Source organism: Pseudomonadota bacterium (genome assembly GCA_026388315.1).
Classification (GTDB): Bacteria; Desulfobacterota; Syntrophorhabdia; order Syntrophorhabdales; family Syntrophorhabdaceae; genus MWEV01.
In genome coordinates this window covers 1-24,578 of record JAPLKA010000095.1, presented here as the reverse complement: position 1 = coordinate 24,578, position 24,578 = coordinate 1, and the positions used below count along the sequence as shown (strand labels likewise).

At 46.8% G+C, this 24,578-nt stretch carries 23 protein-coding genes and 3 pseudogenes; 25 read left to right on the top strand and 1 reads right to left on the bottom strand.

Annotation, left to right across the window (positions count from 1 at the left end; translation table 11 throughout):
* Positions 1-125: 125 nt before the first annotated feature.
* Entirely contained in the window at positions 126-1,184 is a 1,059-nt protein-coding gene (locus NTX75_13980) for a 2Fe-2S iron-sulfur cluster-binding protein (GenBank protein MCX5817323.1), read from the bottom strand.
* 229 nt (positions 1,185-1,413) lie between these two features.
* On the opposite strand from NTX75_13980, the gene NTX75_13975 reads away from it, so the two are divergent.
* The 25 genes and pseudogenes from NTX75_13975 (at position 1,414) to NTX75_13855 (ending at position 24,461) form a co-directional block, all read left to right on the top strand.
* Positions 1,414-1,854 carry a CBS domain-containing protein gene (locus NTX75_13975; GenBank protein ID MCX5817322.1) on the top strand — a complete coding sequence of 147 codons (441 nt, stop codon included), beginning with the start codon at positions 1,414-1,416 and terminating at the stop codon, positions 1,852-1,854.
* A gap of 124 nt (positions 1,855-1,978) precedes the next feature.
* Entirely contained in the window at positions 1,979-2,338 is a 360-nt protein-coding gene (locus tag NTX75_13970) for a DRTGG domain-containing protein (protein ID MCX5817321.1), read from the top strand.
* Complete coding sequence (locus NTX75_13965) at positions 2,314-2,829, top strand: ATP-binding protein (protein ID MCX5817320.1); 516 nt, start codon at positions 2,314-2,316, stop codon at positions 2,827-2,829. The genes NTX75_13970 and NTX75_13965 overlap by 25 nt, the downstream gene beginning before the upstream one ends.
* The gene (locus NTX75_13960) at positions 2,822-4,165 is read left to right on the top strand and encodes a 4Fe-4S binding protein (protein MCX5817319.1); all 1,344 of its coding nucleotides are present in this window, start codon (positions 2,822-2,824) and stop codon (positions 4,163-4,165) included. The genes NTX75_13965 and NTX75_13960 overlap by 8 nt, the downstream gene beginning before the upstream one ends.
* Positions 4,166-4,201: 36 nt before the next feature.
* A complete protein-coding gene (locus NTX75_13955) occupies positions 4,202-4,540 on the top strand; it encodes an AraC family transcriptional regulator (protein MCX5817318.1) in 339 nt (112 codons plus the stop codon).
* A gap of 5 nt (positions 4,541-4,545) precedes the next feature.
* The gene (locus NTX75_13950; GenBank protein MCX5817317.1) at positions 4,546-5,286 is read left to right on the top strand and encodes a PHP domain-containing protein; all 741 of its coding nucleotides are present in this window, start codon (positions 4,546-4,548) and stop codon (positions 5,284-5,286) included.
* Positions 5,276-5,815: a sensor histidine kinase gene (locus NTX75_13945; protein ID MCX5817316.1), complete on the top strand. Its 540-nt coding sequence runs from the start codon at positions 5,276-5,278 to the stop codon at positions 5,813-5,815. The genes NTX75_13950 and NTX75_13945 overlap by 11 nt, the downstream gene beginning before the upstream one ends.
* Positions 5,816-5,847: 32 nt before the next feature.
* Positions 5,848-6,204, top strand: coding sequence for a (2Fe-2S) ferredoxin domain-containing protein (locus tag NTX75_13940; GenBank protein ID MCX5817315.1), 357 nt, complete (start codon positions 5,848-5,850; stop codon positions 6,202-6,204).
* Between the two features lie 21 nt (positions 6,205-6,225).
* Positions 6,226-6,684 (top strand): NAD(P)H-dependent oxidoreductase subunit E, encoded by a 459-nt coding sequence (locus NTX75_13935; GenBank protein ID MCX5817314.1) that lies wholly within the window; start codon positions 6,226-6,228, stop codon positions 6,682-6,684.
* Positions 6,681-8,264, top strand: coding sequence for an NADH-quinone oxidoreductase subunit NuoF (nuoF, locus tag NTX75_13930; protein ID MCX5817313.1), 1,584 nt, complete (start codon positions 6,681-6,683; stop codon positions 8,262-8,264). Before NTX75_13935 ends, nuoF (NTX75_13930) begins: the two co-directional genes overlap by 4 nt.
* 48 nt (positions 8,265-8,312) lie before the next feature.
* Complete coding sequence (locus NTX75_13925; GenBank protein ID MCX5817312.1) at positions 8,313-10,076, top strand: NADH-dependent [FeFe] hydrogenase, group A6; 1,764 nt, start codon at positions 8,313-8,315, stop codon at positions 10,074-10,076.
* A gap of 32 nt (positions 10,077-10,108) precedes the next feature.
* Positions 10,109-10,606: an NAD(P)H-dependent oxidoreductase subunit E gene (locus tag NTX75_13920; GenBank protein ID MCX5817311.1), complete on the top strand. Its 498-nt coding sequence runs from the start codon at positions 10,109-10,111 to the stop codon at positions 10,604-10,606.
* Between the two features lie 9 nt (positions 10,607-10,615).
* Positions 10,616-10,852, top strand: a pseudogene (locus NTX75_13915) ((2Fe-2S) ferredoxin domain-containing protein).
* An 84-nt stretch (positions 10,853-10,936) separates the two neighbouring features.
* Positions 10,937-12,466: pseudogene (nuoF, locus tag NTX75_13910) on the top strand (NADH-quinone oxidoreductase subunit NuoF).
* Positions 12,467-12,505: 39 nt separating this feature from the next.
* Positions 12,506-13,675, top strand: a pseudogene (locus tag NTX75_13905) (FAD-dependent oxidoreductase).
* 23 nt (positions 13,676-13,698) lie between these two features.
* Positions 13,699-15,420, top strand: a complete 1,722-nt coding sequence (locus tag NTX75_13900; protein ID MCX5817310.1) for an NADH-dependent [FeFe] hydrogenase, group A6 — start codon at positions 13,699-13,701, stop codon at positions 15,418-15,420.
* Positions 15,417-16,118, top strand: a complete 702-nt coding sequence (locus tag NTX75_13895; protein MCX5817309.1) for a DUF3047 domain-containing protein — start codon at positions 15,417-15,419, stop codon at positions 16,116-16,118. Before NTX75_13900 ends, NTX75_13895 begins: the two co-directional genes overlap by 4 nt.
* 123 nt (positions 16,119-16,241) lie before the next feature.
* A complete protein-coding gene (locus NTX75_13890) occupies positions 16,242-16,481 on the top strand; it encodes an AbrB/MazE/SpoVT family DNA-binding domain-containing protein (GenBank protein ID MCX5817308.1) in 240 nt (79 codons plus the stop codon).
* A complete protein-coding gene (locus NTX75_13885) occupies positions 16,465-16,944 on the top strand; it encodes a type II toxin-antitoxin system VapC family toxin (GenBank protein MCX5817307.1) in 480 nt (159 codons plus the stop codon). Before NTX75_13890 ends, NTX75_13885 begins: the two co-directional genes overlap by 17 nt.
* 389 nt (positions 16,945-17,333) lie before the next feature.
* On the top strand, positions 17,334-17,576 hold the full coding sequence (locus tag NTX75_13880; protein ID MCX5817306.1) for a DUF433 domain-containing protein: 243 nt from the start codon (positions 17,334-17,336) through the stop codon (positions 17,574-17,576).
* A gap of 12 nt (positions 17,577-17,588) precedes the next feature.
* Positions 17,589-17,936, top strand: a complete 348-nt coding sequence (locus NTX75_13875; protein ID MCX5817305.1) for a DUF5615 family PIN-like protein — start codon at positions 17,589-17,591, stop codon at positions 17,934-17,936.
* Positions 17,937-18,184: 248 nt separating this feature from the next.
* Positions 18,185-20,554, top strand: a complete 2,370-nt coding sequence (locus NTX75_13870; protein MCX5817304.1) for a DEAD/DEAH box helicase family protein — start codon at positions 18,185-18,187, stop codon at positions 20,552-20,554.
* Between the two features lie 14 nt (positions 20,555-20,568).
* The gene (locus tag NTX75_13865) at positions 20,569-22,110 is read left to right on the top strand and encodes a class I SAM-dependent DNA methyltransferase (GenBank protein MCX5817303.1); all 1,542 of its coding nucleotides are present in this window, start codon (positions 20,569-20,571) and stop codon (positions 22,108-22,110) included.
* Entirely contained in the window at positions 22,107-23,069 is a 963-nt protein-coding gene (locus NTX75_13860; GenBank protein ID MCX5817302.1) for a virulence protein RhuM/Fic/DOC family protein, read from the top strand. Before NTX75_13865 ends, NTX75_13860 begins: the two co-directional genes overlap by 4 nt.
* Positions 23,070-23,306: 237 nt before the next feature.
* Positions 23,307-24,461 carry a restriction endonuclease subunit S gene (locus NTX75_13855; GenBank protein MCX5817301.1) on the top strand — a complete coding sequence of 385 codons (1,155 nt, stop codon included), beginning with the start codon at positions 23,307-23,309 and terminating at the stop codon, positions 24,459-24,461.
* Positions 24,462-24,578 lie beyond the last annotated feature (117 nt).

The window sequence follows — 24,578 nt, the reverse complement described above, 5'->3', positions numbered from 1 at the left end:
GGATGGTTCTCTGTCGTATTCGAACCAATCACCAGAAACCCCTGGGAAACCTCGGTCTCCCTTATAGAATTTGTCATTGCTCCAGAACCGAACACAGCCGCCAGACCGGCGACAGTTGAGCTGTGTCAGCGACGTGCGCAGTGATCAACGTTATTTGTCCCGATCACGCCGCGCATAAATTTTTGCATAAGATAGTTCTCTTCATTGGTGCATTTTGCCGAGGATAAAGAGCCTATCGAGTCAGAGCCATACTTTTCCTTTATCTCTGTTAACCGGGTCGCAACAAGATCAAGCGCTTCATCCCAGCTTGCTTCTTCAAGCACACCATTTTTCTTTATAAGTGGTGTGGTCAACCTTTTATCGCTCTGAACAAAATCAAAACCAAACCTCCCTTTTACGCAAAGGTGTCCATTATTGGGGCCGGTGTTGTTGCCCATGGTCTTCACAAGAATACCTTCCCTGTTTTTGTAGAAATCAATCTTACACCCCACCCCGCAGTATATACAGATACTTGGTATGCTGGTAAGCTCCCAGTTTGCGCCCCTTCCGGAGACTGTCTGGAATGTAATTGCGCCGGTGGGACACAATTGGGAACAGGTCCCGCATTTTACACAGCTCGATTCACCTATCTTCTTTCCATCATCCGCAACAAGGTGGGTATGACTCCCCCTTTCTGCAAAACTCCACACATTGGATACCTGAATCTCCTTGCATCCTTTCACACATCTTCCACAAAGTATACACCTGTTCTCATTTCTTCTTAAGGCGTTACTTGATTCATAATCTATCTCTTTGACATCCCTCTGACGGTCAGGCTTGACTTCGCCAATATTGTAGCGCTGGATCAGGGCCTGGAATTCACATGCACCATTCGCCTCACAATACAGGCAATTGTGGTCGCCATCAGAGAGAAGCAGCTCTAAAATCCATTTTCTTATTTTTACAATTTCTTCATCTTCTGTTATAACCGTCATCCCTTCGGTTATTGGCTCCACGCAGGAGGCCTTAAGCATTGTCCCGTTAATTCTCACAAGGCACACCCGGCAAGCGCCTGTTTTGCTTATCTTTGGGTGGTAGCAGAGATAAGGAACATTTATTCCGCTCTTTAATGCAACCTCAAGAACAGTTTGGCCCTTCTCTCCCCGTACCGTACGCCCGTCGATTGTTAAGGTAATTTGATCCATATATGCTCCTTTTTATACTTTATTGGAAGATGATGACATAGTTTTAGTTTAAATTTAATATATTATTTACGGAAGTAATGTCAATGTTAAAAATGAGAAAAGCATGCCTTGCAAGAGTACCAATATCAGGTAATATTCAGAGGCTGCAAAGGAAAAAATAACCCTTGCATAATAATTCTTTTTTTTATATTTTATTTCGAGAACAAGTACCTTAAAAAAGGAGCACCATATGGAAAAAGTTGGAAAGATTTTAGAAAAGAAGGGGCGTGAAGTTTGGTCGATTTTGCCTGATGCCATTGTATACCGTTCCCTGGAACTTATGAGTGAAAAGGGAGTCGGTGCACTGATGGTAATAAATGATAAAGGAAGGGTCGAGGGCATACTCACTGAACGTGATTATGCAAGAAAAGTATTCCTGAAAGGCAGATCTTCAAAAGAAACATATGTCAAAGAAATCATGACGAGCGAGCTTTTTGCTGTCAACCCGACATCTTCCGTCGAAGAATGCATGGCTTTGATGACAGAAAAAAGGATACGCCACCTGCCGGTCATGGATGGAGATAAGCTTGTTGGTGTCATCTCCATAGGTGACGTCTTGAAGGCGATTATCGAAGCGCAGGGAATTATGATCGAGCATCTCAACAACTATATCATGGGAGCATATGTATAGTTTGCATGGACTTTCATAAAGCCGATAAGACCTGTAAGGTTTTACAATCTATCTAAAACTATAAATCTGTTTAAGCTACGCAACAAAAGCAGCTTTCAAATGGCGAGAAGGTGAGGACAACGATATGACTTTAAAAGAAGTACAAGATATCTTGAATGCTGAAGTAATCTGTGGAGAGCATCTACTGGACCGGGAAGTAAAGACAGCTTTCGCATGCGATCTTATCAGCGAAATGCTCTCCTTTGCCAGCTCTGATACCCTTCTCATTACTTCCCTTACAAACCCGCATGTAATTCATACAGCAGAGGTGATGGATGCCATAGGCGTGGTTTTCGTGGGTGGCAAAAAACCCTCAGAGGACATTATTAACAATCTCGATCACGGAAACATTCCCCTTTTGTCAACCCCTTTGCTGATATTTAACGCCTGTGGTTTACTGTTTTCAAACGGGGTTGAGGGATGCACGAGAGGAAAGGCGTGGTAAGCAGCCCTTGCCAACCAGCAGCAAACAAACCTCAATTAACATTGAGATTCAAAATAGATGAAAAAGATTTTCTCATAGCCGGAGAGTCGGCATCAAAGACAAAAAAGGCTCTTCAGCAGTTAGGATTAAAACAGGAAATTGTAAAAAATATTGCCATTATTGTTTATGAGGCAGCAATGAACATAGTTATTCATTCAAATCACGGAGAAATCAAGATCATTATCGCTCCGGACCAGGTGGTTGTTTTATCGGAAGATGTTGGAGAAGGTATTCCCGATATTGAATTGGCCATGAAAGAAGGATATTCGACAGCTCCCAATGAAGTTCGTGAAATGGGTTTCGGTGCAGGTATGGGTCTGCCCAATATCAAGCAATGTTCTAATGAGCTGGATATTAAAACCACGATAGGCTTTGGCACGACATTGAGGGCAACCATATATCTTAACCCTGCCGATACAAAACAGGTTGAAACAGGAACTATGTATGTATAACCAGTTTCATTCAGTCCGTCTCGACTATGAAAAATGCAAAGGCTGTACCAACTGTATCAAGCGCTGTCCCATGGAGGCAATACGGGTGCACGATGGAAAGGCGCAGATTACCCAGGAACGGTGTATCGACTGTGGCGAATGCATACGGGTCTGTCAAAATCACGCTAAAATTGCCTTAACCGATGAAATGGATAAGCTTTCAGAGTATAAATACCGTATAGCCCTTCCCGCTCCCTCCTTTTTTGGTCAATTTAAAAACAGCGAAAATATTGAAGATATCCTGAATTCCTTTTTTCATCTCGGTTTTGATGATGTCTTTGAAGTTGCTTTAGCGGCAGAGGTTGTCGCCTCTATTGTCCACAAATATCTCAAAGCTTACAAAAGGAAAAAACCACTTTTCTCATCTGCCTGTCCTGCTGTTTTGCGTCTCATGCAGATCAAATTCCCCGAACTTCTTGAACAGGTTATACCCATCCTCACCCCCATGGAGGTAGCGGCAAGAATGGCAAAGGAAGAAGCTCAGAAAAGGACAGGGCTTTCTCAAAAAGATATCGGCGCCTTCTTCATCTCTCCCTGCCCGGCCAAAGTGACGGAAACAAAAAACCCCATTTCTACAAAACAATCTGCCGTTGACGGGGTGATTGGCGCAAACCTCATCTATAAGGATATCGTGAAGCACCTTGCAAAGAAACACCACGAAACGTCTCCCAGACTCAACAAGGCAACAAGCTCAGGTATAGGCTGGGGTTACATTACCGGGGAATCGAAAAGCATAGGGTATGGAACCTCACTCGCAGTAAGCGGTATCCATAATGTAATAAGCCTCCTCGAAGAGGTTGAACGCGGTGAACTCAAAGACGTTGATTTTATGGAGCTTCAGGCATGTACCGGCGGTTGTGTCGGCGGGCCCCTGAATATCCAGAATCTATTCGTGGGGAGGGTAAGGCTGCGTCACCTTATCGAAAAACAGACCAACCAGACATCTTTTTATACGGACAAGGAACTGTCAGACATCTACGAAAAGGGTACTTTCAAATCCACCGAGCTCATTCAACCGCGTCCCATTATGACGCTGGATAATGATGTTTCCAAGGCCCTTGAAAAAATGGAACGGATTGATCAGATCACAAACAATCTTCCGGGACTTGATTGCGGCGCCTGCGGTTCACCCAGTTGCCGTGCACTTGCGGAAGATATAGTGAGAGAGCTGGCCTTTGAGACGGATTGTGTCATTAAATTGAGAGAAAAAGTAAAGATGCTGGCGGAGGAAATACTCGATCTTGCCCGTATAATCCCTCCGTCCATGTCTGATACCTCGCCGAAGAAGGAAAAATAGCGGAAGGCTTCATAAATACCCGATTTGGAGGATACAATGAACCTGGGACAATTGGCGCATTTATTAAATTTTGAAATCCTGACGGGGGACATAAACCTCGAAAAAGCCATAAAAGGCGGCTATGTATCAGACCTCCTTTCTGATGTAATAGCCAATGCCGAAGAGGACTCTGTCTGGATTACCGTTCAGAGACATATCAATATTCTCGGTGTGGCAAAGCTCAAGGACATCGTTGGGATTATCATACCACGTAACCTGCACGTTGAAAATGAGATTATCGAAAAGGCAAAAACCGAAAGGATTGCCATCCTGAGAGATTCCCGCTCTTCCTTCGAAATTGCAGGGCTTGTCTATAATTCATTAACGAGAGATTGAGCTGATTGAAAATTTTTAAATGCGACCTCCACATCCACTCCACCCTTTCACCATGCGCAAGTCTCGAAATGTCTCCAAAAAATATCGTTATCAATGCACAGAAGGCCGGACTGGATATTATCGCCATCACTGATCACAATATGGTTGAAAATGGTTTCTATGCCCATGAATTGGCTAAAGAAACCGGCACTGCTGTGTTGTTCGGGATGGAACTGCAAACCCGGGAAGAAATACACCTCCTTATAATTTTTGACAATTATGAGACAGCATCAAGTTTTCATAGAAGAATTTATGATCTCCTCCCCGAGGTTGAAAATGATCCTTCTTATTTCGGTGATCAGGTGGTAGTCGATTGTGATGACAATATTGTTCGATTTGAAAAAAAACTCCTCCTAAATTCAGCGCAGATATCTTTAAATGATGCCGTCTTTCTTGCAAAACAGATGGGGGCGCTGGTCATCTCTTCACATATAGACAGCCCTAACTTCAGTATTATCAGTCAACTGGGGTATGTACCTGAAGGCCTCCCGCTGGATGCCCTCGAGGTAAGGAAGAGAGAAAATATTCCACATCTATTGCCATTTATTATGAATAAGGGCATCCCCTTTGTAACATTTTCGGATGCCCATTATATAGATGATATCGGAAAAAGGATTACAGCACTTCCTCTGAACGAGCCAAATGTTGAAGAAATAGCAAAGGCGTTGAAAGCAATGGAAAAAACGGTTCCTTCTAATGATGGATGATATTTGTGCCCACATTACCGACATAGTGGCCAATTCTCTCTCAGCAGGCGCAAAAAATATCCTTGTTTCTATTGAGCTGAGTAAGACCAGGAATATATTATCTTTAAAAATATCTGATAATGGAAAAGGGATGGATAAAGAAACTGCTGCAAAGGTTGTTGATCCATTTTACTCTACGAAAACCGGAAGAAAAGTGGGTCTGGGTATTCCTCTCCTGAAAGGAACGGCAGAAACCTGCGGAGGGAGTTTTACCCTAAGCAGCAATGCAGGGGTCGGCACTGAAATCGAGGTATCCTTCCTTTTGGACCACCCGGATCTGCCGCCTCTCGGCAAACTGAAGGATACGATCCTTATTTTATCTGTAAGCAATCCTGAAGTAAATTTTTCTTTTGAGATAAAAACCGATGAAAGGGATTTCCTTTTTGATACAGAAGAAATTAACAAAATACTTGATGGGTTGCCCATTCACGACCCTGAGGTTATAAAATTTTTAACCAATTATCTTGACGAAAACTTAGAATTCATTTAAATTTTAACGTTCTTAAAGAAGGAGGCACGTATATGAAATTAGAAGATTTGAAGAAAATAAGAGAAAAGGCTTCAAAGGAGATTGAATTAAGGCAGAAACAGTCACGTGTCAAGATTGTGGTTGGCATGGGCACAAGTGGTATTGCAGCAGGCGCCAGGGAGGTGCTTAAGACCTTCCTCGATGAGATCTCCACACGTAACCTCACCGATGTTATGGTAACCCAGACAGGTGAAAAGGGACTCGCTTCCCACGAACCCATGATTGAAGTTCATGAGGAAGGGAAGGAAGTGGTGGTTTATGGGAATATAGACGCGGAAAAGGCAAAAAGGATCATTGCTGAGCACATCGTAAACCACAATCCCGTTTCTAAATATATGATTGAAGTTTAATGAAAGAGGGGGTGATCTGTTTTGTATAGAGATGCGATACTGAAAAAATTTGATCCACGACTGGATAACATCCTTTATATATTACATGAACTTCAGGATAATAATCCGCAGCATTATCTGGCAAGTGAGGATATTGAAAAGTGCGCTGATTACCTCAATATCCCGTACAGCTATGTTTACGGTGTTGTGACATTCTATTCCATGTTCAGTCTGAAACCCCGGGGACGTTATATTATAAGGCTTTGCGATTCCCCTCCCTGTCATTTAATGGGTTCGGAATCATTGCTCGATTATCTCAAAAAGAAACTCAAGGTAGATCTGGGGGAAACAACTACAGATGGCGTGTTTACCCTGGAGATTACGAGCTGTCTCGGCATATGCGGTGTGGCGCCCGCATTGATGATGAATGAGGAGATGATCGGCAATCTTACACCGGAAAGGGTTGATACCGTCCTTGAGGAGAGGAGACAAACATCATGAACATTGTACGAAACCACGTTTTGATAAGTATCGACGCCGGCACCCTTATGTCGGGTGCACGCGCCGTTGAAGATGCCCTTGTTAAAGAAATTGCAAAGCAGGGCTTAGATAAAGAGGTCTCGGTACTGGAAACCGGAAGCATAGGCATTACAGGCAGGGGTGTTATCCTGGTCGTTTACCCTGAAGGCATTTATTATGCAGATGTTACCCCGAATGATGTGCCTGAACTGGTAGAAGAACACCTGCTCAAAGGAAGACCACTAACGAGGCTTATCCTCACTGAAACCCCGAAAAGGACAATAATCACAAAAGAGAAGACGGGTCTTCTGAAAGAACAACCCCGTATCGTGCTGAAGAACTGCGGGTTTATCAATCCGGAAAATATCGATGAATATATCGCTGCCGGCGGATACGAGGGAATTGCAAAGGCGCTTCAAACAATGACTTCCGAAGATGTTGTAAATGAAATCAAATCTTCCGGTTTATTGGGAAGGGGTGGCGCTGGTTTCCCCACGGGCCTGAAATGGGATTTTGCCATTAAAACCCCGGGGGATGAAAAGTTTGTTATCTGTAACGCTGATGAAGGCGAACCGGGAACATTTAAAGATAGATTAATCCTTGAAGGGGACCCCCACAAACTCATCGAAGGCATGCTCATTGCAGGTTATGCAATCCGCGGTACAAGGGGTTTCGTATATATCAGGGGTGAATACAGCCTTTCCATTGAGCGGATTGAAAAAGCCATTCTTGACGCAAGGGCGTACGGACTCCTGGGAAAAAATATCCTTGAAAGCAATTTCAGCTTTGACATTGTTGTAATGAAGGGTGCAGGGGCCTACGTATGCGGCGAAGAAACAGCACTTATCGAGTCCCTTGAGGGCAAAAGAGGCCATCCACGAAACAAACCCCCATTCCCGATAAATGCAGGGCTCTGGGGTAAACCAACACTCGTTAATAACGTAGAAACACTGGCGAACATATCCGAAATCATCAGGAACGGTGCGGAATGGTACAAGGGCTATGGCACAGAAAAATGCAGCGGAACAAAGGTTTTTACCATCCTTGGTCATGTTGCAACGCCAGGACTTGTAGAAACAGAGATGGGCACCACCTTGAAAGATATCATTTTTGAGTACGGCGGCGGCATTAAAAACGGAAAAACATTTAAAGGTGCACTCATTGGAGGGGCAGCAGGCGCCTTTATCGGACCCGACATGCTTGATGTGAAAATGGATTACGTAAATCTGAAAGAATACAGTGCAGCCCTGGGTTCCGGTGCAATTCTCGTCATGGATGAAGACACCGACATGGTAGATATGCTGAAAAGCGTATTGCACTTCTTCAAGCACGAATCCTGCGGCCATTGTGTCCCCTGCAGGCTTGGAACAGCAAGGCTGGTAGAGCTTATTGATGATATTGCTGCATCAAAAGCAAAGAAAGAAAATATTGATCAGCTCCTTGAAATTACAAAAGTCATGAAAGATTCCTCTTTCTGTCCTTTGGGGCAATCAGTAACCCTCCCTGTTTCGAGTGCCTTAAAATATTTCAAGGATGAATTCATGTCACGTGTCACTTCTTAGATACATGTTAGATACATGACAAATTATTAAATCAGCAGGCGGCTATCATTGAATGCCATTAAAGCACAAATAAATCATATAGAAGTTGAAGTCCATGAGGGAACAACGATCATCGACGCTGCAAAAAAAGCAGGTTTCACAATACCCACCCTCTGTCACCACGCTGATTTGAAACCACAGGGTTCATGCGGAATCTGCGTAGTTGAAGTTGAAGGTTTTCCGGCTATGAAAAGGGCCTGTATGACTGAAATGGTAAACGGATGGAAGATCCATACCAATTCAGCCCGTGTTCGTGCTGTCAGAAAAACATTATTGGAACTGATACTTTCAAATCATGAAATGGATTGTCCCACCTGTATTAAAAATAATGCCTGCGAACTTCAGAGGTTGGCTACCACACTCGGTTTAACAGCCCTCAAATATCCACAGAATATTGAAAAGAAAAAAATTGATGATACAAGCGTCGCTATTGTGAGAAATCCCAATAAATGCATCCTCTGCGGAAGATGTGTTCAGGTTTGTACAGAGATACAGACTGTGAACGCCCTTACGTTAAGCATGAGAGGTTTCAATACGGTCATCACCGATGCATTTGATGCCGGTCTCGGCAACAGCGTTTGTGTAAACTGCGGTCAGTGTACTGTTTACTGTCCCGTAGGTGCATTATACGAAAAAAGTCATGTGGACAAAGTCTGGGAGGTTATTAATGATCCCGGCAAACACGTGGTGGTACAGGAAGCCCCTGCGATAAGGGCAATGCTGGGAGAAGAATTCGGCATGGAACCGGGTTCTCTTGTGTCCGGAAAAATGCATGCAGCCCTGAGACGGATGAAATTTGACGCGGTTTTTGATACAAATTTTACCGCTGACCTTACAATCCTTGAAGAAGGGACAGAAATCATAGGCCGTGTAAAAAATAACGGCAAATTACCGGTTATTACATCCTGCAGTCCCGGTTGGGTAAAGTTTATGGAAACCTTTTATCCGCATTTATCCGAATATGTCTCTACAGCAAAGTCGCCCCAGCAGATGTTCGGCGCCCTCTCGAAGACATATTACTCCGAAATTAAAGGAATCCCGCCTGAGAAAATTGTCTCTGTTTCCGTAATGCCCTGTACTGCAAAAAAATTTGAATGCAGCAGGCCGGAGATGAACAGCAGCCGATATCAGGATGTCGATTATGTTCTTACCACCAGAGAGATTGCGCGTATGATGAAAGAGGCAGGCATTGACCTGAAAGAAATGCCTGACGAACCGGCCGATAACCCCATGGGAGAATATTCGGGAGCAGCAACAATCTTTGGTGTAACCGGCGGGGTAATGGAAGCCGCCTTGCGTTCCGCCTATTTTCTCATTACCGGCAAAGAGCTTGAAGATGTAGATATTCTTCCTGTAAGGGGAATGGAAGGCGTTAAAGAAGCAGAAATTGATGTGGATGGTCTGAAGTTAAAGGTTGCCGTTGCCCATGGTCTGGGAAACGCAAGAAAGATACTCGACAAAGTTTCCACACAATTAAAAAATGAAGGGAAAAGTGAATACCATATCATAGAAATCATGGCCTGTCCGGGTGGTTGCGTTGGTGGAGGCGGACAGCCCTGGGGCAGCAATATGGCAAGAAGGGCCCGCCGCGGAGAGACGCTCCACGAAGAGGATAAATCACTGCCTTACCGCCGCTCGCATGAAAATCCATCAATTAAGGCAATCTACGAGAAATATCTTGAACAGCCCAACTCAAAAAAGGCACACCATCTGCTCCATACCCATTATTACAAACGGAGCAAAGTTGATGGTAAGGTGATACTTGATACATAAATATTTACGAAAAGAACCACTAAGGAGGAAGAATGTCAGCAGAAAATCACTGTAACTGTGCCCAGGTCGATGAAGAGGAGCTATACCCGAAACTCGAGGAAATAATTGCCCAGCACAAAGGAAAACCAACAGAATTGATTATGGCGCTTCATAAAGCACAGAACCTCTTCGGCTACCTGCCGAAGAAGGCCCAGGAACTTATCTCGGAAAGACTGAATGTTCCAATAAGTACCGTTTGTGGCGTTATATCCTTTTACAGTTTTTTCTCTACGATCCCCAAGGGACGCCACACTGTGAAAGTATGCCTTGGAACAGCATGTTATGTTCGCGGTGGACAGCAAACACTTCAAAAAGTAGAGAAAGAACTCAATGCAAAGGTAGGCAGTACAACTGAAGATAGACGGTATTCTGTAGATATTGTGCGCTGTATCGGGGCATGTGGCTTAGCCCCTGCAGTGCTTGTTGATAATGACGTTTACGGAAGAGTGAAGTCTACCAAACTGATGGATATTCTCGGTAAATACGAGTAAGGAGGAAACATGGCTACAGAGTTGTTTCGTGCACACCTATTAGTGTGCGCAGGTGCTGCGTGTGTCTCTTCGGGCTGCCGTGAAATACGCGACGCCCTGGTTATAAAGATTCGCGAACATGGCCTACAGGATGAAGTGAAAGTTATTGAAACAGGCTGTGTAGGATCCTGTGATTTAGGTCCCCTGGCCCTTATCTACCCTGAAGGCGTTTTTTATCAGAAGCTGAAACCTGAAGATGCTGAAGACATCGTATCAGAGCACCTTTTGAAGGGAAGACTTGTTGAACGGTTGCTTTACAAAGAACCCATTACAGCAAAGGCTATTCCATCCATGAAAAGTATAGATTTTTTCAAGTACCAGGAAAAGATTGTTCTCAGGAACTGCGGTATCATAAACCCCCTTAATATCGAGGAATATATAGCCAGAGACGGATATATGGCACTTGGTAAGGCACTTACAGAAATGACCCGTGACGAAGTTATCGATGAGGTATTGAAATCGGGCCTCAGAGGAAGAGGCGGCGGCGGTTTCCCCACGGGGCTGAAATGGAAATTTGCAAGACAGGCTGAAGGCGACGTAAAATATGTAGTCTGTAACGCAGATGAAGGCGACCCCGGTGCGTTTATGGACAGGAGCGTACTGGAAGGAGACCCCCACAGTGTTATTGAAGCCATGGCGATAGCCGGTTATGCAATAGGGGCTAATCAGGGTTATATATATGTGAGGGCGGAGTACCCTCTGGCCATAGAGCGTTTAACCTGGGCTATCGGACAGGCAAGGGAATATAAGTTCCTCGGCAAAAATATTTTTGAAAAAGGCTTTGATTTTGACCTCGATATAAGGATTGGTGCAGGGGCCTTTGTCTGCGGTGAAGAAACAGCCCTCATGATCTCCATAGAAGGGAAAAGAGGCGAACCGAGGCCACGTCCCCCCTACCCTGTCGTTAAAGGTCTTTTCGATTCTCCCACACTTCTCAACAATGTGGAAACATATGCAAATATCGCTGCCATTATTACAAAAGGCGCGGACTGGTATGCACAATTCGGAACTGAAAAGAGCAAAGGAACCAAGGTATTTGCACTTGCCGGCGCCGTCAACAACACCGGTCTTGTCGAAGTCCCCATGGGAACCAGATTGGGCGACCTCATTTTCAATATCGGCGGCGGCATTAAAAACGGCAAGAAGTATAAGGCTACCCAGCTTGGAGGGCCTTCAGGCGGATGCATCCCTGTGCAGCATCTCAATGTCCCTATTGATTATGAATCGATAATAGAGTTAGGTGCAATAGTCGGCTCCGGCGGCCTCATTGTTGCCGATGAAGACACCTGTATGGTAGACTTCGCACGTTTTTTCCTTGATTTTACCCAGGATGAATCATGCGGTAAATGCCCCCCCTGCCGGATCGGCACGAAAAGGATGCTGGAGATACTTACCCGTATCACACAGGGTAAAGGGGATGAGAGCGATATCGATAAACTCGTGGAACTTTCCACACGTATAAAACAGGCAGCTTTGTGCGGCCTGGGGCAAACAGCGCCCAATCCGGTACTTTCAACACTCCGCTTCTTCAAAAATGAATATGAAGAACACATAAAAGATAAACATTGCCGCGCCGGCGTATGCAGCGCACTCTTTGATGCACCATGTCAGAACGCCTGCCCCACCGACCAGAACGCCTGGGGTTATGTAACCCTTATCAGTGAAGGTAAATTCAAAGAGGCAATTGCAGTGATCAAGGAAGATAACCCCTTTCCTGCGGTCTGTGGTCGTGTCTGTATCCATCCATGCGAAAGCAAGTGCCGGAGAAGCCAGATAGACGAACCGGTTGCAATCTGTTCTTTAAAGAGGTTTGCCGCTGATTATGATATGAACTCATTTGAGCCGTACCATCCTGAAATAGCGCCTGCAAAACAGGAAAAGATTGCCATTATAGGCGCCGGTCCTGCCGGTCTTACCGCAGCTTATTATCTCGCTTGTAAGGGTTATAAGGTAACTGTTTTTGAGGCACTGCCCGTGGCTGGCGGTATGCTTGCAGTGGGAATACCTGACTACAGGCTCCCCAGAGAAATATTAAATCATGAAATTAAGGCTATCACCGATCTTGGTGTAGAAATAAGATACAATACAGCAATAGGAAGAGACTTTACATTTAAAGATATTTCAACTGGCGGTTATTCTGCTGTACTGCTTGCTACCGGCGCACATAAAGGCCAGAATCTCGGTATCGATGGAGAACGGGCTGAAGGCGTGCTCGATGGGGTCACCTTCCTCCGCAATCTCAACCTGGGAAAAGCCGTCAAAGTCGAGGGCAATGTAGCAGTTATCGGCGGTGGAAATGTTGCAATAGACGCCGCGCGGTCTGCCTTGAGGATAGGCGCCAAAGAGGTTTTTGTCCTTTACCGGAGAGAAAAAGAAGACATGCCGGCCTACGAGGAAGAAATTATTGAAGCAGAACATGAAGGAGTGAAAATCTATACACTCGTTGCACCGAAAAGGATTATTGCAAAAAACGGCAAGGCAAAAAAGATTGAATGCCTTCGTATGTCCCTGGGTGAGTTTGATGCCGGTGGCCGGCGGAAGCCAAGCCAGATTGAAGGATCAGAATTTACCCTTGATGTAGAAACCGTCATTGCCGCTATAGGCCAGGTACCGGATACATCCTATGTGAACGGCGACGGCATTAAAACAGCAAAAAACGGCACAATCGAAGTGGATCTCGCCAGCCTTGCAACCACAAAGACGGGTATTTTTGCAGCCGGAGATAACGTACGGGGACCTGCATCGGTCGTCCAGGCAATCGCAGACGGAAAAGAATCAGCAAGATCGATTGATAAGTACCTCGGCGGTGACGGTATATTCGCTCCATCATCCCGGGATGATCTTGTCGCTATGCGGGCATCCTATAACGAAGAAGTATACCAGAAAGAAAGAAAACGGGAAGAAATACCTGCGCTTCCGCTTTCGGAAAGATACAAGAGTTTTAAAGAGGTTGTCCTTGGCTATCCCGTAAAAATGGCCGTTGAAGAGGCAAAGAGATGCCTCCACTGTTATATACGGGAAGAGGAATAACAATAAGGAACATAGACGGTTTTATGATTACATTAACCATCAATGGTCAAAATATAGAAGCTGAAAATGGCAGCACAATACTGCAGGCTGCGCGCAAGGCAAATATTCACATCCCAACACTCTGCTTTTTACCTGAAGTTCAGGCAATAGGGGCATGCAGGGTCTGCCTGGTGGAGGTTGAAGGCACAGGAAACCTGCAGGCTGCATGTGTATTTCCTGCCACAGAGGGCCTAAAGGTGCACACCAATACAGAAAAGGTAAGGAAGGCCCGTAAATTCTCGGTTGAGATGCTTCTATCCAACCACCCGATGGATTGTCTTACCTGTGCACGCAACCTTAACTGCGAGCTGCAAAAGATTGCCCATGAAATAGGCGTAAATGAAATACGGTTTGTTGGTGATAAAAGCAAAGGCGGTGTAGACGACTCATCACCATCCATCAGAAGGGATAACGGTAAATGCATCCTGTGCCGCCGCTGCGTTACCGTGTGCGAAAATGTGCAGTCCGTAAATGCGCTTTCCTTACAGGGAAGAGGCTTTGAAACAAGGGTTGAGACCGCTTTCGGCAATGGTCTGGGCAACGTTGCCTGCACAAATTGCGGGCAGTGCGCACTCGTATGCCCTGTTGGCGCAATCACAGAAAAAGATGATACTGAAGGGGTCTGGAATGCCATTGCAGACCATTCCAAATTCGTGATTATCCAGGATGCCCCCGCGGTAAGGGCTGCGCTTGGTGAAGAATTCGGATATCCACCGGGAACTCTTGTCACAGGCAAAATGCTTTCAGCAGCAAGAAAACTCGGCTTTGACAGGGTCTTTGATACAAACTTTGCTGCCGATCTTACGATTGTTGAAGAAGGGAGTGAGTTGCTGAAAAGGGTAAAAGAAGGCGGCAAATTGCCCCTTATTACGAGCTGCAGTCCGGGCTGGATTAAATTCATTGAACACTTCTACCCTGAACTTCTCCCGCATCTTTCCACGTGCAAATCACCACACCAGATGCTTGGCACATTGTCAAAGACATATTTCGCCGAAAAAGAAGGTGTTAACCCGAAAGATATTGTTGTCGTATCCGTCATGCCTTGTACTGCAAAGAAGTTTGAATGCAGCAGGCCGGAGATGAATGACAGCGGATACAAGGATGTTGACTATGTTCTCACAACGAGAGAATTCGCAAAAATGATCAGAGAAGCCGGTATAGATTTCCGTAACCTCGAAGACGGCACATATGATAACCCCATGGGTGAATACACCGGCGCTGCAACGATTTTCGGAGCAACCGGCGGGGTGATGGAGGCAGCGCTGCGGACAGCCTATGAACTCATCACAGGCAAAACCCTTGAGAATTTAGATTTTGTGGCTGTACGCGGCCTTGAAGGTATAAAGGAGGCAGCAATTCCTATCGAAGGCATAGGGGATGTCAAGGTTGCCGTAGCCCATGGTCTTGGAAACGCAAGAAAGCTCATGGAGAGGATCATACATGGAGATGCAGATTACCATTTCATCGAGATCATGGCCTGCCCCGGCGGCTGCATTGGCGGAGGCGGACAGCCGATACCGGTGAATTACGAAATCAGAACACTGAGGGCACAGGCATTATATAACGAGGACAAGTCGTTAAAATACCGCAAATCACATGAGAATCCATCAATAAAGAAGATTTATGACGAATTTTTAATTGAGCCGTTAGGGGAAAAATCCCACCACCTTTTGCATACAAAGTATACTCCAAGAAGCAAGCTTTGATATTTCAGACCAGATTTTTCATATGTGCATTACTCATTGCCCTGCCTACATTATCGGCTACGGCTCTGTTTGCCCAGTCGCCAATCCGCACAACCTTTGAGGCCGATGAAGTCGGAAAATTTCCTTCAGGCTGGACATCCAAAAGCGTGAGCAAGGCTGCGGAGGTATACGCAGTGCGGGCTCAGGCAGATAAAAAGTTCTTGCATGCAGACGCAAAGGGCACAAGCGTACAAATCGGTTATGAGAAAAAATGGGCATTAAGAGAATTTCCGATGCTTCAATGGCAGTGGCGTGCCGTCCTTTTCCCGAGCGGCACGAACGAACGGGAAAAAGACGGAGATGATAGCGTTCTTGGCGTATACGTCGTTTTTAGCCGTTGGCCCTTCATTAAGTCGATCAAATACATATGGAGCGATACAATACCAATAGGAGCATCATTCAACTCCCCCTTTTCCAGCTCGGCCAAGCTGCTTGTGATTCGAAGCGGACGTGCACTGACGGGAACATGGGTCGCAGAAAAACGCAACGTTTTTAATGACTATCTGCAGCTTTTTGGAGACGAAGAAAAAAATCCTGTGGCCTCAGGGATTGCTATCCTGACAGATGCAGATAACACCAATTCCCATGCTATCGGAGATTATGCCGATATTCAGACTCTTGCCATGGGCAGTGAAAAACCTGCCACGCCCAAACCTTAGCAGTCCTTCGCCTGATGGAATCATAGACTATATATAGGGGATATTCCTTCATTGTTCTTGACAAAGCGGAGTGCATTCCTTACACTAAAAGTAAGGAAATCATTCCTTACTGAGAGGTGCATTATGATTGTTGCCAAAGTAACATCCAAAGGGCAGGTAACCATTCCCAGAGTGGTCCGGGAAAGGTTGGGGGTACATCCGGGGGAAAATGTGGGCTTTGAAGAAAAAGATGGCCTGCTGGTTGTCAGCAAAGTGGTTACCAGATCCCCGTTTGACAAATGGGTGGGCAAGCTGAAGCACTTGGAAGGGCAGCGAAGCGACGACCTGGTGCGGGAGGCCCGCGGGCATGATAACAGCCGTTGACACGAACATCATCCTCGATGTCCTGATTCCGGGGGAGCCTTTCGGAGAGTCCTCCAAGGGGCTTCTGGACCGACATTTATCCAAGGGAAAACTCGTCCTCTGCGAGGTGGTTTTCGCCGAATTGGCGGCCCGATTTCCCTCCGAAGAGGAACTTGCGTCGTTTCTCGCCGACACCAGGATGAACCTTGTTTATTCCAATGAGAAATCCCTCTATATGGCCGGTTCAAGATGGTTGGAATACGCAAGAAAAAGTGCGAAGAACCGGTTTTTGTGCAGCAAATGCGGTCATACCCTTGAGGCAACCTGTCCCCAGTGTAAGGCGGTCCTGACGAAGCGTCTCCATGTTCTGGCCGATTTTCTGATCGGCGCCCATGCCCTTGTCCATGCCGATTGTATTCTGTCACGGGATCTTGGGGTGTATAAAACCTATTTCAGTGACTTGAAGGTAATCGATTCGATATAAGTGAATCAGTGGGTTTAGAACTGTGAGATTCGTAAACGCCCTGGAGTTGTCATGACCAATAAGAAAAAACTTATCGCGGGAAAAATCCATTCGTCACGGGCATCCCTCCAAACTGCACTTGTGGTGGGCGCGGCGGGCACTGGGAAGTGATTGAGGCGGGAGGATGAATAGCGCGCGCGGGGCGCGCGGGGCGCGGGGCCGCGCGTGGAGCTAAATGCTGTTCAACGTTCGATCTTCAGGGTTTGCTGGTTGCTATGAGCTATGAGCCATGTTTAAAGGGGGAATGGATGGAAAGCTAACCGCTGATAGTTATAGAAAAAAATGTGTATTTTGATGTAGAATAAAAGATTCAGTAATATTGAAGAGTTTTTTCGGGAGGAGGCTGATAAATGAAAGAACATGATCTTTTTGACAGAATTACCGTTAACCCTGAAGTCATGGTAGGGAAGCCTACGATCAGGGGCATGAGGATCACCGTGGAACAGATATTAAAGGCCCTTGCAGGAGGACTTACAACAAAAGATCTGCTTGAGGACTACCCGGAGCTTGAAGAAGAAGACATAAGAGTTGCTCTCCTCTACGCATCGGAACTTGTCGGCGAAGAAAGAGTCTTTGCCGTAGGCAGCAATTAGCTCAGGAAAGTGATGAAATTTCTGATAGACGCCGGAGTCGGCAAAAAAGTCGAAGAATTCCTTAAAGACAGCGGTTATGATGTAAAGTCGATGAGACAGATCGACATAAGAGCAAAGGATATAGATATTCTCGGGTTTGCCGTGTCTGAAGGGCGGATGATTATTACAATGGATAAAGACTTTGGTGAACTTGTCTATAACTCGGAAATGCTGCATGCAGGCGTTCTTATCCTCAGACTCGAGGATTCAACAGGGAAAGATAAGGCAGAGACCGTAAAGAGGATACTGGAAGGTTTTTCGGATAAGATTGAAAACAAGTTCTGTGTATTCCAGGGTGGAAGACTGCGTATAAGAAAATAGTACGCATTGAGGAAGTTACGCAATGCGCCTTAACTTTCACAATGCGCGTTGTCCCGCCTTCGGCAGGATTAAGACTTACGACTTTCGCGATTGCTTTTCACGCTATGAGCTGCACTCAAAGGGGGAATGGATGGATTTAGAAATTATACAATCAGGAAATAAAGCCACGTTCATACTCACAGTAACGCGATGTCTTCGCCAATGTCTCCACTGTCTCCCAGCAGACAGATTAAATGTTTGGATAAATAATGGCAAACGAAGCTGACACATGCCGCAAATATGTTTTGCCGAAACTTATCGCCGCTGGATGGGACAATGACCCTCATTCATTCACCGAACAAAAAACGTTTACCGATGGCAGAATTATAATAACAGGGGACAAAATCCACCGTCGTGCCCAAAAGCGGGCTGACTATCTTTTACGATATACCCGTGACTTTCCGATTGCCGTCATTGAGGCAAAGGCAGAATTTAAGATCCCTGGGGCGGGCTTGCAACAGGCTAAGGACTATGCTGAAACCCTCGGTTTGAAATTCGCGTACTCGACAAATGGCCATGGCGTAATAGAATTTGACTATCTTTCCGGCAAGGAATTGGAGCTTGACTATTTTCCTGCCCCGAAGGAATTGTGGGCACGCTTGCAAACAGCAGAGGGGATTGCCGATGATGTGCCAAAGCGCCTTTTTACTCCTTCCCACTATACAAGGGGCAAGATCCTTCGCTATTATCAGGAGATAGCAGTTAACCGCTCAGTCCAGGCGATTCTCCAAGGCAAACCCCGGATGCTCCTCACGATGGCCACTGGTACCGGCAAAACAGATGTTGCCTTTCAGATATGCTGGAAGCTATGGAATGCCCGCTGGAACAGTGCCGGCGAGTATCGACACCCAAAGATACTCTATCTCGCAGATAGACTTATCCTTGTTGATGACCCGAAGGATAAAATATTTGCGCCCTTTGGCGACGCCCGGCACAAAATCGAGAACGGACAGGCAGTAAAAAGTCGTGATATATACTTTGCTACGTATCAGGCCATAGCTGAAGATGAGCGCCGACTTGGTCTATATCGCGAGTATGCACCTGATTTCTTCGATTTGATAATAGTTGACGAATGCCATAGAGGAAGTGCTCGCGATGAGAGCGCATGGAGAGAGATTCTCGAGTATTTTGAACCTGCTTATCAGCTTGGTATGACAGCAACCCCTTTGAGGGAGGAAAACCGCGATACCTACCGTTACTTTGGTAATCCGCTCTATACCTACAGTCTCAGACAAGGCATAGATGACGGCTTCCTCGCTCCATACAGGGTAAATCGAGTTGTAACAACCTATGATGCAGCGGGATGGCGGCCATCAGCCGGCGAGATTGACCGCTATGGGCGGGAAATCCCTGATGGCCTCTACCAGACAGGAGACTTCGAGCGTGCCGTTGCCCTTAAGGCACGAACAGACGCGATAGCCAGACACCTATCGGATTTCATGAAGAAGAATGGCCGTTTGGCCAAAACAATCGTATTCTGCGTGGATCAGGAACACGCAGAAGAGATGCGGCATGCTCTCAATAATCTCAACGCTGATCTTGTACGACAATACCCCGATTATGTATGCCGTGTTACAGCCGATGAAAAGGCGGTGGGCCGGGGTCATTGCAGCCGTTTTCAGGAATTGGAGACGGATTCACCGGTTATCCTTACTACGTCACAGCTATTGAGCACAGGCATTGACGCCCCTACGTGCAAGAATATCGTCCTCGTGAGAGTGATAGGGTCCATGGTTGAATTCAAACAGATCATCGGGCGCGGAACCAGGGTTCGGGATGACTACAATAAATACTTCTTCAACATCCTCGATTACACAGGCTCTGCGACGAAACATTTTGCTGATCCTGATTTTGACGGCGAGCCGGCGCGTATTATCGAAGAGGAGATAGACGATGAGGGACGTACACTTCGTGAGAAGGTTGTGGTTTGCGGGGAGGAAGAAGAGTCTGTCGAAGAAGAACAGCCTTATGAGGGACTCATTCGCGAAACCGACAAAATCCCTGGGCTTAGGAAATACTATGTGGATCAAGGCTATGTGGAGATTGCCGCTGATCTGGTATATGAGCTTGATGCCGACGGAAAGCAGCTCAGAATCGTTAAATATGGGGAATATACCGCTGAAAAACTGAGAGATATGTACCCAACCGCCGCTACGCTCCGTAAATTGTGGGCAAAGCCTGGCGAACGGGCTAAAGTTATATCCGGTTTAGCAGAGCGCGGCATAGATTTCGAAAAACTGGCCCTTGCCACAAAGCAGCCGGAAGCCGATCCGCTTGACCTTTTGTGTCACGTTGCCTTTAGTGCTCCTCTGCGTACGCGCCGTGAGCGAGCCGATCGCATCCGGAAAGAAGAGCAGCCCTTTTTCGAGAAATACGGAACGGAAGCACGAATAATACTGAACGAACTTCTTGATAAATACACAGACCACGGCACCGCGCAATTTGCAGTACCTCATGTTCTTAAGGTGCCGCCTCTTTCCGATCATGGGAATGTCATGGAGATAGCCTCTTTCTTCGGCGGCACGAAGCGGTTGAGGGACGCGGTTAATCAGTTGCAGGAGCTTCTTTACGCAGCATGAGGGAGAGAATATAAATGGTAAAAGCACGAAAGGGAAACAACAATCAGAGCGGGACAACAAGTCAATCATTGGGCAGTCTCATAAAATCTGCCCGCGATATTATGCGTAAGGACAAGGGGCTTAATGGCGACCTTGACCGCCTGCCCATGCTTACCTGGGTCATGTTCCTGAAATTCCTGGATGATGCGGAACAGATAATAGAGCAGGAGGCGTTGTTGGCGGGGGAACGTTACCGGTCCGCTATAGAGCTGCCCTACCGTTGGCGGGACTGGGCAGCGAAGGAAGACGGCATCACAGGAGATGAGCTTATAGCCTTCATAAATAATGATGAAGCCATACGACCGGACGGAGTCAAGGGCCCGGGTCTTTTTGCGTACCTCAAGGGTCTCCAGGGGGCTGACGGCGGCGACCGCCGGGATGTTGTCGCCACTGTCTTTCGGGGAACCGTCAACAGGATGATCAATGGGTACCTGCTCCGTGATGTAATCAATAAAGTCAACGGCATCCATTTTACCTCCAGCGATGAAATCCACACCTTGAGTCATCTCTATGAATCCATGCTCAAAGAGATGCGGGATACTGCCGGAGATTCAGGGGAGTTTTACACCCCGCGTTCTGTCGTGAAGTTCATGGTAGCGGTGACCAATCCCCTGCTTGGCGAGACAATCCTTGATCCTGCCTGCGGGACGGGCGGTTTTCTCGTGGAATCCTTTGAACACCTCTCAAAACAATGCAAGACCGTTCAGGACAGAGAACTTCTGCAGAAAGAGAGCATATTTGGAGGAGAGGCAAAGTCACTTCCCTATTTGCTCTGTCAGATGAATCTCCTGCTCCATGGCCTTGAATTTCCACAGATTGACCCCGCAAACAGCCTCCGTTTTCCCTTGAAAGAAATCGGGAACAAAGACCGTGTTGACATAATTCTTACCAATCCGCCATTTGGAGGCGAAGAAGAACGGGGGATACTGACAAACTTTCCCAGCGACAGACAGACAGCGGAGACGGCTTTACTCTTCCTGCAACTCATCATGAGAAAGCTGCGCCGTCAGCCGAAACCGGGCAGGGCCGCAGTAGTCGTGCCCAACGGGGCACTCTTCGGCGATGGTATATGCGGCCGTATAAAAGAGGAGCTGCTCAAAGACTTTAATCTTCATACAATCGTTCGGCTGCCCAACGGCGTCTTTGCACCTTATACGGGCATTCCCACAAATATCCTTTTCTTCGACAGATCGGGGCCGACCAAAGAAGTCTGGTACTACGAACATCCTTTGCCCAATGGCCGGAAGAACTATACCAAGACCCAACCCCTTCAGTTCGAGGAATTTGAATCCTGTATACAATGGTGGAATGGCCGTGAAGAAAACGACCGGGCATGGAAGATTCCTGCCGCCGAACTAATTGCCGGCGGCTTCAACCTTGACCGGAAAAATCCCCACGGCAAAGAAGACATCACCCACCTGCCGCCGGGTGAACTTGTTGAAAGCATTCTGCATAAAGAGCAACGTATCATGGAAATTATGGGAAATATCAAAACCTTGCTTGAGAAGGCGCCATGACCCAGCGAAAGGATGAGATAACCCTTTATCAGACACCTGATGGGGCGATTACGCTGGATGTTCGGCTCGAAGGCGAAACGGTATGGCTTACGCAGAAGCAAATGGCTATGCTTTTTGATACAGAGCGAAGCGTCATTACAAAACATCTCCGTAATATATTCGCAACCAGGAAACTACAAGAGGAAAGCAATGTGCAAAAAATGCACATTGCTCACTCTGACAAGCCGGTAAAGTTCTACAATCTCGACATTATCATCTCCATAGGCTACCGGGTCAATTCAAAACGGGGAACGCAATTTCGCATCTGGGCGTCGAATGTGTTGCGCGACCACATACTCCGGGGATACTCCATCAATGATGCCAGGCTCAAGGAACTCAATCAGGCAATCCGGCTAATTGCTGAGGTAGCCGACAGAAAGGTCTTGACCGGAGACGAGGCAACAGCGTTGCTCCGCGTTGTAGCAGACTACAGCTACGCCCTTGATCTCCTTGACGACTACGATCACGAGCGCGTTCGCACAGGAGACACGACAGTCAGACCGGTTTCGGCTGTTGCCTATGAAGAGGCGATACGCCTCATAGAACGTTTACGCCGCCAATTCATTGCAGGCGATGTCTTCGGTCTTGAAAAAGATGACAGCCTCAAGGGGTCTCTTGCCAATATCATGCAGACTTTCGACGGAAAGGAACTCTACCCCAGTCTTGAAGAAAAGGCAGCTCACCTGCTCTATTTCCTCGTCAAGAACCATTCCTTTGTGGACGGCAACAAACGCATAGCCGCAGCCCTATTTCTCTGGTTCCTCGAAAAGAACGATGCCCTTTACGGCACCGATGGTTCCAAACGGATTGCAGACAACGCCCTTGTAGCCATGACGCTCCTCATTGCTGAAAGCAGACCGGAGGAAAAGGATGTCCTCACCCGCGTCGTCGTAAACCTCATCAACCGGAGAAATCAATGAACGTGATGGTTGCAGCAATGAGGAGGATCGCCCTTTTCTCACCGTGCCGGTGCTCCACGCAGAGAAAACTTGCTGTTCAAATCCATCGGCGAATGCCACCCCCCATCCCCCTACAAATCGAGGGGGCTCTCTACCTCGCTGGGATTTTCACAGAGTTTTCTTGGCTGCACTACGCAATGCACGGTTGCAAAAAGCGCGATCCTCACTGCTCCATTTCCCGACTATCAAGAGGGCATCATGAGTGCTAAATGGCCGAAGGTAAAGTTGGGAGAGGTGCTGCGTCCCATCTCAAGGGTTGAACCAGTGGACATTTTAAAAGAATATGCTCTTATTGGTGTTAGGCTTAATGGCAAAGGAGCATTTCTGCGTGAGGTAATTAATGGCACGAAAACATCAGCTAAAACACTTTATCGAGTGACCACCGGCGACTTTATTTATAGCCGTCTTTTTGCTTGGCGAGGAGCATTTGACGTAATTGAAAATAATCTGGACGGCTGCTTTGTATCTGGAGAATTTCCAACTTTCATTCCTATAGAAAAAAGCATAAACCCTTATTTCTTACTTTATTGGTTCCATCTGCCGGAGACGCTTGATCGCGTGAACCAGGATTGCAGTGGCAGTACACCTCTGACGCGTAATAGGTTCAAAGAACAATTCTTCTTAGAACTCAAAATCCCCCTGCCGCCATTATCGGAACAGCAGCGGATTGTGGCGCGGATCGAAGAACTGGCCGCCAAAATCGAAGAAGCCCGCTCCCTCAATCACCAAGCCGCGGAAGAAGTCGAATCATTCTGTCGCTCAGTAATTACAGGCGACAAGAAAAGTAAACCGACAGCAATGAGTGAGCTGGTTCGACTGCGTCAGCCTGACGTGGTGGTCCAGCCACAAGAATCTTACCAGTTCGCTGGAGTCTATTGCTTCGGGCGAGGCGTTTTTCGCGGTGGCACAAAAACAGGTATGGAGTTCGCATATCCTCGACTAACGAGACTGCGAACTGGAGATTTTCTTTATCCGAAGCTGATGGCTTGGGAAGGCGCTTTCGGGGTGGTTCCCGAGGAATGCAACGGCCTTGTCGTCTCGACTGAATTCCCCGTGTTTGAGGTCGATGAAGCACAGGTTTTTCCTGAGGTGTTGGATACCTATTTCCGGATGCCAGCCGTCTGGGTCGATTTCTCTGGGGCCAGCACTGGAACAAATGTTCGCCGTCGTCGCTTAAACCCCAAGGATTTTCTAGCCTATCGGTTCCCACTCCCCTCAAGAACAACCCAGGACCGACTTCGCAAGGCCAGAGTGCACGCGGACGCCTTAAAGCGTCTTCGATCCGCGTCTGCCGACGAACTCGACTCCCTCCTGCCGTCCATCCTCGACAAAGCCTTCAAAGGAGAGTTGTGACAATGTCTGTTAAGAGCTTGGGGCTTGGTTTCAAGAACGACCGAACACCTAATCGTGCAGAATGAGCTTTTTTCCGAGCAGGATTATTCACCCTGCAATTGGCAATCGTTTGAAATC